A 13,105-nucleotide genomic window follows, 5' to 3' on the forward strand; every position below is an offset into this window, starting at 1 on the left:
AAAGTCCCACCCCGCCAAAAGGGGTGGGACTCTTGAGGCGCCTGAGGTCACGTCAGGGCAGGAGGCGCCGCCCCGGGCGAGGTGCCCCACTCAGACGGGCGCGGGCCGACCGTGAACGCGAGGGAGCGCAGACCGCGCAGCGCGGGGGTGGTCAGATACGTCCGCTGGTACGGCACCGCGTCGGTCCGGGCCGACTGGATGTAGCGGTCGGCGGCCGAGGTGCCGGGCGCGGTGACGGTCAGCCCGCCGCGCGGCCAGTGGCGCCGGTCCAGGGTGAGGTCGACGCGGTCGAAGACGGGCGTGGACAGGCCCCAGGTGCCGTATCCGGGCTGCACCGGGAAGAGGCCGATGGACGACAGCACGTGCCAGGCCGACATGGTGCCGAGGTCGTCGTTGCCGGTCACGCCGGTCGGGGTGTCGGTGAACAGGGTCAGCGCCGCGTGCACCACGTCGGTCGTCTGCCACGGCCGGCCGGTGGAGAGATACGTGTACGGGGCGATGAGGTCGGGCTCGTTCTGCGGGTTGTACTTGTCGGCGTTGTAGTACGCGTACGGATCGCCGTGCACCCACACCTCGCGGGCGGTGCCCGCCGGGTCGGCCAGCAGCCGGTCGTAGGCGAAGAAGGCGTCCAGCCGCTCGTTGGCCGCCCGGGTGCCGCCGATCAGGTCCACCATGCCGGGCAGGTCCTGCGGGACCAGCCACTGGTACTGCCAGGGCGTGCCCTCGTGGAAGCCGACGCCGCGCGCCGGGTCGGCCGGTCCGGTGAAGGCGCCGGAGGTGTCCCGGGCCCGGAAAAAGCCGGTCGAGGGGTCGAAGACGTTGCGGTAGTTGCGCGCGCGGGCCGCGTACCGTGCGGCGTCCGCGGTGTGGCCGAGGCCGCGTGCCATCTGCGCGAGCATCGCGTCCGACAGGGCGTACTCCAGCGTCACCGAGCCGCCCTGGTGGTAGTCCGAGTCGCCGAGCTTGGCCCGCGGGCGGTCCTTGTCGTACGGGGCGAAGCCGTGCGCGATGTACTCGGCGTTGGCCTCGCGGCCCGCCATCGGCACCCTGGCCGGCGGCACGCCGTCGGCGTTCTGCTTCAGCACGCGGTAGGCCCGCTCCTCGTAGCCCTTGAGCAGACCCTGCTGGTAGGCGTTGGTCAGGAACGGGGTGACCGGGTCGCCGGTCATGATGTTCGTCTCGACCGTGCCGTACCCCCACTTGGGCAGCCAGCCGCCCTCCTCGCCCACCCGGACCACCGAGACCGCCATGTCACGGGCCTCCCGCGGGGCGAGCAGGCCGAGGAGCTGGCACTGGGTGCGGTAGGTGTCCCACAGCGACCAGTTCTGGTAGTAGGTGAAGTCCCGCGCGCGGTGGGCCTTCTGGTCCCAGCCCAGGTAGCGGCCGTCGGCGTCGTTGCCGACGTTGGGGGCCAGGAAGGACCGGTACAGCGACGAGTAGAAGGTGCGCCGCTGCTGCTCCGCGCCGCCGACGACGCGGACCGTGCCCAGCCGGTCCTCCCACGCCCGCCGGGCCGCGTCGCGCACGGCGTCGAAGGAACGGCGGCCCTCCGCGCGCAGGTTGGCCGCCGCGCCCTGCGCGTCGACGTACGACAGGGCGGTGGTGGCCGTGACGGTGCGCTCCCGGGTCGTGTCGAAGCGCAGGTAGGCGCCCCCGGACCCGGTCCGCGACCCGGGGGTGACGGTTCCGCCGTCCCAGGTGCCGTACGCGGTGAACGGCCGGTCGAAGCGGGTGACCGTGTACACGGTGTAGGGCAGGGTGTCCCGGCAGAAGCCGCGGCCGGTGATCTCGGTGCGCACCGTACGGTCGTCGAGGATCTCCACCCTGCTGGAGACCGCCTTGTGCAGCGCCTGACCCGCGTTCAGCAGGACGTTGGCCTTGTCGGTGGCGGGGAAGCTGTAGCGCTGCACGCCGGTGCGCGCGGTCGCGGTCAGTTCGGCGCCGATCCCGGACGCCAGGCCGACCCGGTAGTAGCCGGGGCTCGCCCGCTCGTCGTCGTGGCGGAACGCGGCGGCGTACCGGGCGTAGTCCGTCTGTGTGACCTCGCCCGTGGTCGGCAGCGCGGGCAGGTCGCCGCCGAGGCGGCAGCCGACGCCCGAGAGATGGACCAGGGAGAAGCCGCGGATGCGGCCGTGGGAGTAGTCGTAGCCGGTCCTGTGCCCGGTGTCCGGGGACAGCTGCACCATGCCGAAGGGCACGGTGGCGCCGGGGAAGGTGTTGCCCTCGTTCTGGGTTCCGATGAACGGGTTGACCAGGTCGGTGAGGTGGCCGACGGTCGGCTCTGCGGCCCGTGCGGCGGGAGTGGCGAACAACACGGTCGCCGCCATCACCCCGGCCAGGCACAGCCGCGGTCGCCAGGTCACTCTCATCTCGGATGACCTCCGGATCTCGACATCGTTGCCTGCATCCTGAGGTCCGGGGGTCCGCAAGCCCGGGATCCCACGGGGACCGTCCGCGGCGCGTCGCCCGCACGGCGGTGCCGGACGCCGGTGCGCGACTCCGCGGCGCCCGCCGACCCGACCGGTGGTGCCTCTGTTTCTCGGTCACCTGCCCGCTCCGGGAGCGGAGCCGGTGCCGCAGGTGTCACCTCCCGGTCACCCGGAGACGGCGGGCGGGGCGGGGCGCGGCGGCCGGGTGAAACAGCAGTCGCCGCAGATCCCGCCGCCGGGGACGCGGTAGTAGAGGCAGCAACTGCGGCGCCGGAAGGCCGTACCGCTGAAGATGCCGGTGGCGCTCAGCGGCGGGTGCGCGAAGAGTTCCGCGGTGAGCGCGCGGGCCCGGTCCGCGACGTCGCCGCGGCCGCTGCCGCGCGCCCAGCGGTCCAGTTCGCGGGCCGCCCCGGCGAGCGCCGCGCCGGCGTTGCCCCACAGCAGACCCGCGGCGGTCCCGTAGCGGGCACGCAACGCCTCCCCGAGGGGCCGGAGATGGCCGTGCAGGACGGTCTCCGCGAGCACGGCGGCGGTCGCGGGCAGCGCGCGCACCTCGGTCAGCCACAGGTCGTCGGGGGCCGCCGCGTCCGGGTCCCAGCGCAGCAGGCGCGGGTCGAGATCGGGGACACCGCCGTACAGGGCGGCGCAGCCTAGCGCCACCGACCACAGCCGGGCCGCGAGCCCCTGCTGGGTGATGGACGCGCACACCCGTGGCTCGGATGCGCGCAGGCGCCGCGCGACGACCCCCACGCGGAGCGCGAGCGGACTGCCGTACGCGTCCGGCCTGGTGGCGTCCTCCGGCCTCGTTGCACCGCCCGGCCTCGTGACATCACCCGGCATCGTCACGTCGCCCGGGCTCGCCAGGTCGTAGGCGTCCGCGAGCGTCGGCAGGGGCCGGGGCGGCGCCGCGCCCGCGGGTCCGGTCGTGCGCAGGACGAAGAAGCCGCCGAGGGGACGGAGCGCGGCGAGATCGGGGTCGAGGTCCACGGACAGGAGTAGTACCAGGCCCGAAACGGCACGGTGAAACGGGGTGTACACCCCGCGTCACCCGTCCATGGGATGACCGGGGCAGGGCCGTACTCCATCCGCGGTAGGACGCATTGCCTGCTCAAGTACGACGACGGGAAGCACCGGTACCGGCAGAGTGTTGAACATGGAAGAAGATCGTTCGCCGCGCCGGGCCCCGCGCCTCGGCTTCACGCAGAGGGGCAGTTCATGAGTGCCCTCGCGTTGTCCGTGGTGCTCTCGTTCGTCTCCGCCGTCGCCTACGCCGGCGGAGCGATCGTGCAGGAGCAGATCGCGGTGTCCTCCTCCCCCGGCGAACGGTACGGGCTGCTGCGCCGCGGGAACTGGTGGACGGCGATGGCGCTGAACGGACTCGGCGGACTGCTGCACGTGGTGGCCCTGGCCTACGGCCCGCTCAGCCTGGTGCAGCCGCTGGGCGCCCTGACCATAGTGTTCGCCCTGCCCATGGCGGCGCTGTTCGTCGGCCGCAGGGCCGGGGGCACGGCCTGGCGCGGCGCGGTCATGGCCACGGTGGGCCTCGCGGGACTGCTGTCCCTGGTCGGCACGTCCGACGGGCGGTCGCTCGACGGCACCGAGCAGGTGGAGGTCGGGCTCGTCACGGGCAGTGCGGTCGTGGCGCTGATGATCGCGGGCCGGGCGGTGCGCCGGCACCGGGCGGTGCGCAGCGTGCTGCTCGCCACCGCGTCCGGCACGGCCTTCGGCATGTCCTCCGTGTTCACCAAGACCGTCGCGGTCGACTGGACGCACGGGATCGCCCTGGCGGACCTGCCGTCGCTGGCCGTGATCGGTGTGTTCGCCGTCGGCGGTGTGCTGCTGTCGCAGGCCTCGTACCGCGGCGGCGGTCTGGCCGCGCCGCTCGCCACGCTGACCGTGGTGAACCCGGTGCTGGCCGCCGCGGTCGGCATCACGCTGTTCGGCGAGACGTTCCGGCACGGCGGCGCGGGCACGGCTCTCGCCCTGGGCTGTGGCGTGCTGACGGCGGGCGGCCTGATCCTGCTGACGACCGAACGCACCAGGCCCGCGGAACCGCTCCCCGCCGAGCAGTTCCCCGTCGAGCCGCTGACCGCGGCCGGTGCCGGTGCCGGGTCGCTGCCTCTGTCCGCGCTCGCCGGGCCCGTGGCGGCCGGGGAGCCGCTCGCCGGACTGCCGCACCAGCGCGGTGCGGCGGAGCGCGCGCAACCGGGTCCCGGCCGGGCGGCCGAGCGAAGGACGACGCCGTCGGACCCTGGTCCGGCGCCCGAGCCGAGGGCCTTCGTGCCTCCGGACGGAGGGCCCGACCGCGAAGGCGGAGGGGGGACGTCGGCCACGTACGTGCTCTCCGCCTCCTACGGCCCGTTCCACAGCGGGGTCTGCCTGCCGCTGGCGTCCCCGGACCCGCACTGCGCCGAGGTCAGATCCTGACGCCGCCGGCCCGGAGGTAGGCGAGCGGGTCGATGTCCGTGCCGAAGCCGGGGCCCGTACGCACCTCGAAGTGCAGATGCGGGCCCGTGGAGTTCCCGGTGGACCCCGAACGGCCGATGCGCTGCCCGGCGGTCACCGGCCGGCCGGCCTTCACGGAGATCGCCGACAGATGGGCGTACTGGGTGTAGCGGCCGTCGGCGTGCCGGATCACCACCTGGTAGCCGAACGAGCCGCCCCACCCCGCCGAGACCACGTGCCCGGCCCCGACCGCCTTGACCGGGGTACCGGTGGGCACGGGGAAGTCGACTCCGGTGTGGTAGCCCTTCGACCAGTGACTGCCAGAGGCGTGGTACTGCGTGCCCGTTCCGGCGCTCACGGGCGCGACGCGGAAGTGGGTGCCGGACGACGAGGAGTGCGTGCTGCCGGCCGCCTTCTTCGCCCCCGAGGTGTCCTTCTTCGTATCGGGTTTCGCCTCGGGTCTCGTTGGGGGTTTCGCCTTGGATTTCGCCTCGGGAGAGGTCTTCTTCGCCTGCTGGGCGGCCTTCCGCTCCGCCTCGGCCCGCTCCGCCTTCGTGGCCTTCTTCGTGCTGGCCGGCTTCTTCGCCTCGGCCGGCTTCCTCGACTCCGGTGCGGCCTTCTCCGCCTCAGCGGGCTTCTCCGCGGGCCGGGTTCCGGTGCGGCGCCCGGTGGCCGGGACCGCCTCGGCCTGGAGGTCCAGCCGCTGTCCCGGCAGGATCAGATCGGGGTCGGCGCCGACCGTGCTCCGGTTGGCGGAGTACAGCCGCTGCCAGCCGCCCCGCACCCGGTGCTCGTAGGCGATGCCGGAGAGCGTGTCGCCCCGCACCACGGTGTACATCCGCGCCCTGCCCGCCCGGGACTGGGGCGTGGTCTGCGGCTGCACCTCGCTCATCGCGCTCTGGGCGGCCCGGGTCGCGGCGCTCTCCGTAGGGGTGCCGGAGACATCGCCCCGGGTGAGGCCCGACCGGGGCGAGCAGTCCGGCCAGGCATCGGGTCCCTGCCCGTCGAGCACCTTCCCGGCGACCGCGATCTGCTGCTCCCGGGTGGCCAGATCGGCCCGCGGGGCGTACTTCGTGCCGCCGTAGGCCGCCCAGGTGGACTGCGTGAACTGCAGCCCGCCGTCATACCCGTTGCCGGTGTTGACGCTCCAGTTGCCGCTGGACTCGCAGGCGGCGACCTTGCTCCAGGTGTCCACGTCGGCCGCGTGAGCCGTCGGGGCGCCGATCAGCGGGATCGCGATGCCGACACCGCCTGCCGTGGCGGTGAGCGAGGCGCGGTTGATCCTGTTCGGCTGGTACCGGCGATGCCGGCCGCGTACGGCCATTCAGAGCCCCCTCGACATGAGCAGGAGGGGCAAAGGTAAGGGCCGCGAACTGGCCATGACAAGACAGCAATCAGCCGCTCCAGGGGGGCAAGTGTCCGGGAATCGGCACCAATTGGAATACGTCTGCGACAGCCGGGGCTTGTAGTGCATGTCCGCGCAAGCGGTCGGAACAATCAGGACGTGCGGTCGGCCTACCGGCAAGTCAGGATGGTCAGGGGCAATACTGACGGCACGACCGGCACCACCGATGCCCAGGATCTACTAGGAGCCATCCGTATGAGCACTTCAGCCCAGATCGGCGTCACAGGTCTCGCGGTCATGGGCCGCAACCTCGCCCGCAACTTCGCGCGCAACGGATACACGGTCGCGGTGCACAACCGGACTGCGTCCCGCACCGAGGCGCTGGTGGAGGAGTTCGGCCACGAGGGAACCTTCGTGCCGGCCGAGACCGCCGAGGAGTTCGTGGCGGCGCTGGAGCGGCCGCGGCGCCTGGTCATCATGGTGAAGGCCGGCCGGCCGACCGACGCGGTGATCCAGGAGTTCGCCCCGCTCCTCGAACCCGGTGACATGATCATCGACGGCGGCAACGCCCACTTCGCGGACACCCGGCGCCGCGAGCGCGACTTGCGCGAGCAGGGCATCCACTTCGTGGGCGCGGGCATCTCCGGCGGCGAGGAGGGTGCGCTGCACGGCCCGAGCATCATGCCGGGCGGCTCCAAGGAATCGTACGGCTCCCTCGGCCCGATGCTGGAGAAGATCTCCGCGAAGGCCGCGGACGGGGCGCCCTGTGTGACCCATGTCGGTCCCGACGGCGCCGGGCACTTCGTGAAGATGGTGCACAACGGCATCGAGTACGCCGACATGCAGCTCATCGGCGAGGCCTACCAGCTGCTGCGCGATGTCGCCGGGTACTCCCCCACCCAGATCGCGGACATCTTCCGCACCTGGAACACGGGCCGGCTCGACTCGTATCTGATCGAGATCACGGCCGAGGTGCTGTCCCATGTGGACGCGGCGACGGGCAAGCCGTTCGTGGACGTGGTGGTGGACCAGGCGGAACAGAAGGGCACCGGCCGCTGGACCGTCCAGATCGCCCTTGAACTGGGCGTCCCGGTCTCCGGTATCGCCGAGGCCGTGTTCGCCCGCTCGCTGTCGGGCCACACGGCGCTGCGGGCGGCCTCGCAGGGCCTGGCCGGTCCGAAGCCGGCCGCACTCGGCGAGGCGGAGGCAGCGGCCTTCGCCGCCCGGGTGGAGCAGGCGCTGTACGCGTCGAAGATCGTGTCGTACACGCAGGGCTTCCACGAGATCGCCGCGGGCAGCGAGGAGTACGACTGGGACATCGACCTCGGCGCGATCGCCTCCATCTGGCGCGGCGGCTGCATCATCCGGGCGGCGTTCCTGGACCGCATCCGCGCGGCGTACGACGCCCGGCCGGACCTGCCGAGCCTGCTGTCCGACGAGACGTTCGCGCAGGAGATCGCGGCAGCGCAGGACGACTGGCGCGAGGTGCTGGTGGCCGCGACCCGGCAGGGCGTCGCCGCCCCCGGTTTCTCCGCTGCCCTCGCCTACTACGACGCACTGCGCGCCGAGCGCCTGCCGGCCGCGCTGATCCAAGGGCTGCGGGACTTCTTCGGGGCGCACACCTACCGGCGGGTGGACCGGGAGGGTTCGTTCCACACGCTGTGGGGTGGGGATCGGTCTGAGGTCGAGGCGTAGGCGCTCCGCTGGGTTGGGCCGGGGGGTGGGGGGCGGTTGTGGGCGGTGGGTGCGGTTGTGGGCGGACCGGCCCGCGGCCTTCCCTGCGGTCGTGGCCCGGCTCCGGGCCTTCCGGGGCGGGTCGGGTCGGTCGTCGTCCGGCTGCGGCATGAGTGTGGCTGGGCGCGCAGTTCCCCGCGCCCCCTGGCGGGGCGTCTGCCAGGGCCGGAGGTGAATCGCTCGGCACACCTCAGGACACCGACCGGGCCGGTCGACGTTCGACTGCCGCAAGAGTGCGGGTGGGCGCGCAGTTCCCCGCGCCCCTTGTGGGGGTGGTGGTCAGGTCAGGGGTGGGCCCGGTTCGGGGGTGGGGGGTGGCTCTGGGCCGGGTGGGATCGGTGAGGGTGAGGGTTCTGGGGGTGGGCCCGGGGGCCGGGGCGCGGGCGGGCCCGGTGGCGGGGGTGGTTCGGGGGCCGGGGGCGGCTCGGGGGGTGGGACCGGGGTCGGGTACGGGTCCGGGGGCCGGGGGCCCGGTCCGGGCGCGGGTTCGGGTTGCGGGTTGCTCATGACGTCCTCCGGCCAGGGGCTCGACATCGCCTCTGGGCGAGTCCACATCGCCTCTGGATAGTCCCCAGGTACCCGACACCGCCGAGGCCACTCGCCCAAGCCCGTGCCGTCCGCCGGACCTGCCCGGCGGACCTCAGGAGGGTCAGAATCGGCCGGGGTGCGCCGCCGGCCAGGCGTGTGCAGCGGACAGCAGCTCGGCGTCGGCCGCGGGTGCCTCCGCGGGGTGGCGCGCGGCCCACTTCACGACGTACGGGCACAGCGGGGCCACCTGCACGCCCTCGCGGTCTGCGACGGCGTACAGCTCGCGGGCCAGGGAGCCGGCGATGCCCTTGCCCTCGTGCGCCGGTTCCACGACGGTGTGGACAGGGACCAGCGCACGTCCCGGTGCCTCCAGGAGGAAGTATTCGATGCGGCCGACGACCTCGGCACCGGAGACGGCCTCCAGACGGCCCGCCGCCCGGTCGTCGCGGATCTCGATGTCACTCACAGCTGCGCACACCCTCCTGCTTCCGGTCAGCCGAGGGTAGCCCATGATGATCAGTGCGACGCCGGTCCGCGAGCCGGGTCCGCAGGCACCGGCCGCCGCGTTCAGCCCGCTGTCAGCTCCGCGTCCTGTCCCTCGAACTGGGTGCGGTACAGCTCGGCGTACCGTCCGTCCGCCGCGAGCAGTTCCTCGTGGGTGCCCCGTTCCACGACGTTCCCGGCCTCGACCACCAGGATCAGGTCCGCCGTCCGGACCGTGGACAGCCGGTGGGCGATCACCACCGCGGTCCGTCCCTCCAGCGCCTCCGCCAGCGCCTCCTGGACGGCCGCCTCGGAGGTGTTGTCCAGGTGGGCGGTGGCCTCGTCCAGGATGACGACGCGCTGCCGGGCCAGCAGCAGCCGGGCGATCGTCATGCGCTGGCGCTCGCCGCCGGAGAGGCGGTAGCCGCGTTCGCCGACCACCGTGCCGAGTCCGTCGGGCAGCTCCCGTACGACCTCGTCGAGGCGGGCCCGGGTCAGCGCCTCCCACAGTTCGGCGTCGTCGGCCGTGGGGCGGGCGAGCAGCAGATTGGCCCGTACGGTGTCGTGGAAGAGGTGGCCGTCCTGGGTGACCATGCCGAGGGTGGCCCTCAGCGAGGCCGCACTGACGTCGCGGACGTCGACGCCGCCGATCCTGACGGCACCCTCGTCGACGTCGTACAGACGTGGCAGCAGTTGCGCGATGGTCGACTTGCCGGCCCCCGAGGAGCCGACGAGGGCCACGGTCTGCCCGGGTTCTGCGCGGAAGGAGACGCCGTGCAGGACCTCGGAGCCGCCGCGCGTGTCCAGGGTGGCGACCTCCTCCAGGGAGGCGAGGGAGACCTTGTCGGCGGACGGGTAGCCGAAGCGGACGTCCGCGAACTCCACGGCCACCGGCCCGGCGGGCACCTCCCGCGCGTCCGGCCGCTCGGTCAGGAGCGGCTTCAGGTCCAGCACCTCGAAGACCCGCTCGAAGCTGACCAGCGCGCTCATCACCTCGACCCGGGCACCGGCGAGCGCGGTCAGCGGCGCGTACAGCCGGGTCAGCAGCAGCGCCAGCGCCACCACGGCGCCCGGTTCCAGGGTGCCGCGCAGCGCGAAGAATCCGCCGAGCCCGTAGACCAGGGCGAGGGCCAGGGAGGACACCAGGGTGAGCGCGGTGATGAACGCGGACTGGGCGGTCGCCGTGCGGATGCCGATGTCCCGCACCCGGCCGGCGCGGGCCGCGAACTCCGCCGACTCCTCCTCCGGCCGGCCGAACAGCTTCACCAGGGTCGCGCCGGGGGCGGAAAAGCGCTCGGTCATGCGGGTGCCCATCGCCGCGTTGAGCGCCGCCGCCTCACGCTGCATCCGGGCCATCCGGCTGCCCATCCGGCGGGCGGGGATCACGAACACCGGGAGCAGCACCAGCGCGAGCAGGGTGATCTGCCAGGACAGGGTGAGCATGACGGCCAGGGTCAGCAGCAGCGTGACGACGTTGCTGACCACTCCGGACAGGGTGTTGCTGAACGCCCGCTGCGCCCCGATGACGTCGTTGTTGAGCCGGCTGACGAGCGCTCCGGTGCGCGTGCGGGTGAAGAACGCGACCGGCATCCGCTGCACATGATCGAACACAGCCGTCCGCAGGTCGAGGATGAGTCCTTCCCCGAGCGTCGCCGAAAGTCGCCTGCCGAGGATGCCGAGGGCCGCCTCGGCGACCGCGATCAGGGCGATCAGCAGGGCCAGCCGGACGACGGTGGCCTGCTCGCCGTGCGAGACGATCGCGTCCACGACGCGGCCGGCGAGCACCGGGGTGGCGACGGCGAGGAGTGCCGTCGCCACCCCGAGCAGGACGAACCGGGCGATACGGCGGCGGTGGGGTCGGGCGAAAACGGCGATACGGCGCAGGGTGGCACGTGCCAGCGGGCGCCGCTCCTGCTGGGCGGTCATCACGCTGTGCAGCTGTGTCCAGGCTGTGGTCTCCATGCTCATGGAAGAGAACGTAGAACCTCAAGCGTCCTTGAGGTCAATATTTTCCGGACACCACCCGGGCCGAGCCGGACACCACCCGACCGCGCCGGAGACCCTGGCCCGAGTCCTCTGACGGCCTCCTGCCGCGGCTCGGACGGCCGCCGGGGCCCCAGGCCGGCGGCCCGAGACCACGACCCCGCGCGCCCCTCCCCCACCCGCTTCCCGCATGTAATCCGCTGTCCCCGATCCGGCTACCCGCCGTTGGGGCGGTACGGAAAGCCTCTCCCGGTGTGACAGCGGCACAACTCCCCGATCCCCGCCCGCGGCCTCGTCTCCTCCGGCGGCTCCCCGTCCGCCAAGTGCTGTGCCTGGCCCCGCTCGTACTCGTCGTCGTGGTGGCGGTGCAGCACCGTTCCGTGCTCGTGGAAGGCTTCGGCCAGCTGCGGTCCGCGTCCTGGCCCTGGCTGCTGGCCGCCGGCGGCGCCACCTGCCTGACCTGGGTGGCTGCTGCCGTCACCCGGCAGGGAGCGGTGGTGCAGCCGCTGCCCAAACGGCGGCTGCTTGCTACCCAGTTGGCGGCGAACGCGGCCAATCACCTGCTGCCGACGGGGCTCGGTTCGAGCGCGGTCAACCTGCGCTTCATGACCGTGTGCGGGATCCCGCTGGCCCGTTCGTCGGCCGCGGTCGCGCTGTACCTGCTGGCCGAATCCGTGGGCCGGGTGGGCCTGTTGGCCGCCCTGCTGATCGCCTTCCCGCACGCGCTGCGGCTCGGCGGCCTGCTGCCCGCCGGGGCGGCGGGCCCGCTCGCGCTGATCGTCGGCGGGCTGCTGATCGTGGCGGCGGGCACGCTGGTGTTGGTCCGGCGGCTGCGCACGGCCGTGCGGTCCTTCCTGCGCAGCGCGCTGGGCGAGGCCCGCTCGGTGCACACGCGTCCGTCCCGGGCGCTGGCCCTGTGGGGCGGCTCACTGGCCTTCCCGGCGCTCCAGGCGGCCGGCCTCGCCGCGGTGGGGCAGGCACTCGACCTGCCGGTGGCGCCCGCGCACATGGCGCTGGCCTACCTCGCGGCGACGGTGGCGGTGGCGCTGGTGCCCACGCCGGGCGGCCTCGGGTCCGTCGAGGCCGCGCTGATCGTGGCCCTGGTGGCGGCGGGCGGCCCGGTCGCGGTCGCCACCGCGGTGGTCCTCGCCTACCGGATCATCACCGTCTGGGTGCCGCTGCTGCCGGGTGCGCTGACGCTGGGCGCGCTGGTGCGGCTGAAGGTGATCTGAGGCAGAGTTGGCCCTCCGAGCCGGCCGGGTGCGGCCCGGCCGGCGCCCGCGGGAGGAGAGCCGTCCGTGCCGGTCCGCCTGGAGCGTGAGAATCACGTCACCACCGTCGTCCTGTCCCGGCCCGGGGCCCGCAACGCGGTGGACGGTCCGACCGCGGCCGAACTCGCGGCCTCCTTCCGCGCGTTCGAGGCCGACGAGACGGCCCGGGTGGCGGTGCTGTGGGGTGAGGGCGGCACGTTCTGCGCGGGCGCGGACCTGAAGGCGCTGGGCACCGAGCGGGCCAACCGGGTGGCCGAGGACGGCGACGGCCCGATGGGGCCGACCCGGATGCGGCTGTCCAAACCGGTGATCGCCGCGATCGCCGGGCACGCCGTCGCCGGCGGCCTGGAACTCGCCCTGTGGTGCGACCTGCGGGTGGCGGAGGAGGACGCGGTATTCGGTGTGTACTGCCGCCGTTGGGGCGTCCCCCTCGTCGACGGCGGCACGGTACGGCTCCCCCGGCTGATCGGCACCGGCCGGGCGCTGGACATGATCCTCACCGGCCGGCCGGTCCCGGCCCGGGAGGCGTACGGGATGGGCCTGGCCGACCGGGTCGTGCCCGCCGGACGGGCCCGCGCCGAGGCGGAGGACCTCGCCGCGGCCATCGCCCGCTTCCCGCAGGAGTGTCTGCGCGCCGACCGGGCGTCGGTCCTGGAGCAGGAGGGACTGACCGAGACGGAGGCGCTGCGGGGCGAATTCCGGCACGGGGCGGCCGTGCTGGCAGGGGCGCTGGACGGGGCGGCGCGGTTCGTCGGGGGCGCCGGCCGGCACGGTTCCTTCAGCGACCTGTGAACCGCGCATCCGGATCCGGGGGCGTCGCAATCCGCGAGTTCCGGTGACGGCGGCGCCCCGCCCGGCGCACCCGCCCGAGGTCCGCACCGGCCGTC

At 73.6% G+C, this 13,105-nt stretch carries 9 protein-coding genes; 4 read left to right on the top strand and 5 right to left on the bottom strand.

Features of this window, described 5'->3' with window-relative positions; all coding sequences use genetic code 11:
- Positions 1-47: 47 nt before the first annotated feature.
- Together ACFYPJ_RS28735 and ACFYPJ_RS28740 are read right to left on the bottom strand one after the other, a co-directional pair.
- A complete protein-coding gene (locus tag ACFYPJ_RS28735; RefSeq protein WP_389023166.1) occupies positions 48-2,369 on the bottom strand; it encodes a GH92 family glycosyl hydrolase in 2,322 nt (773 codons plus the stop codon).
- A 225-nt stretch (positions 2,370-2,594) separates the two neighbouring features.
- Positions 2,595-3,416 carry a (2Fe-2S)-binding protein gene (locus tag ACFYPJ_RS28740; RefSeq protein ID WP_389023168.1) on the bottom strand — a complete coding sequence of 274 codons (822 nt, stop codon included), beginning with the start codon at positions 3,414-3,416 and terminating at the stop codon, positions 2,595-2,597.
- Positions 3,417-3,644: 228 nt separating this feature from the next.
- Between ACFYPJ_RS28740 and ACFYPJ_RS28745 the strand changes: the two genes are divergently transcribed.
- Complete coding sequence (locus tag ACFYPJ_RS28745) at positions 3,645-4,856, top strand: DMT family transporter (RefSeq protein WP_389023171.1); 1,212 nt, start codon at positions 3,645-3,647, stop codon at positions 4,854-4,856.
- Here ACFYPJ_RS28745 and ACFYPJ_RS28750 read toward each other — a convergent pair.
- Positions 4,846-6,198 (bottom strand): transglycosylase family protein, encoded by a 1,353-nt coding sequence (locus tag ACFYPJ_RS28750; RefSeq protein WP_389023174.1) that lies wholly within the window; start codon positions 6,196-6,198, stop codon positions 4,846-4,848. The genes ACFYPJ_RS28745 and ACFYPJ_RS28750 overlap by 11 nt on opposite strands.
- A 276-nt stretch (positions 6,199-6,474) precedes the next feature.
- On the opposite strand from ACFYPJ_RS28750, the gene gndA reads away from it, so the two are divergent.
- On the top strand, positions 6,475-7,914 hold the full coding sequence (gene gndA / locus ACFYPJ_RS28755) for an NADP-dependent phosphogluconate dehydrogenase (protein WP_389023176.1): 1,440 nt from the start codon (positions 6,475-6,477) through the stop codon (positions 7,912-7,914).
- Between the two features lie 688 nt (positions 7,915-8,602).
- Here gndA and ACFYPJ_RS28760 read toward each other — a convergent pair.
- Together ACFYPJ_RS28760 and ACFYPJ_RS28765 are read right to left on the bottom strand one after the other, a co-directional pair.
- Positions 8,603-8,947, bottom strand: a complete 345-nt coding sequence (locus ACFYPJ_RS28760) for a GNAT family N-acetyltransferase (protein WP_389023178.1) — start codon at positions 8,945-8,947, stop codon at positions 8,603-8,605.
- A gap of 101 nt (positions 8,948-9,048) precedes the next feature.
- A complete protein-coding gene (locus tag ACFYPJ_RS28765; protein ID WP_389023390.1) occupies positions 9,049-10,926 on the bottom strand; it encodes an ABC transporter ATP-binding protein in 1,878 nt (625 codons plus the stop codon).
- A 275-nt stretch (positions 10,927-11,201) separates the two neighbouring features.
- Between ACFYPJ_RS28765 and ACFYPJ_RS28770 the strand changes: the two genes are divergently transcribed.
- Both ACFYPJ_RS28770 and ACFYPJ_RS28775 read left to right on the top strand, forming a co-directional pair.
- Positions 11,202-12,179, top strand: coding sequence for a YbhN family protein (locus tag ACFYPJ_RS28770; protein ID WP_389023181.1), 978 nt, complete (start codon positions 11,202-11,204; stop codon positions 12,177-12,179).
- 66 nt (positions 12,180-12,245) lie between these two features.
- On the top strand, positions 12,246-13,010 hold the full coding sequence (locus ACFYPJ_RS28775; protein ID WP_389023184.1) for a crotonase/enoyl-CoA hydratase family protein: 765 nt from the start codon (positions 12,246-12,248) through the stop codon (positions 13,008-13,010).
- The last annotated feature ends 95 nt before the right edge of the window (positions 13,011-13,105 follow it).

Source organism: Streptomyces sp. NPDC006012, assembly GCF_042871185.1.
Lineage (GTDB): Bacteria > Actinomycetota > Actinomycetes > Streptomycetales > Streptomycetaceae > Streptomyces.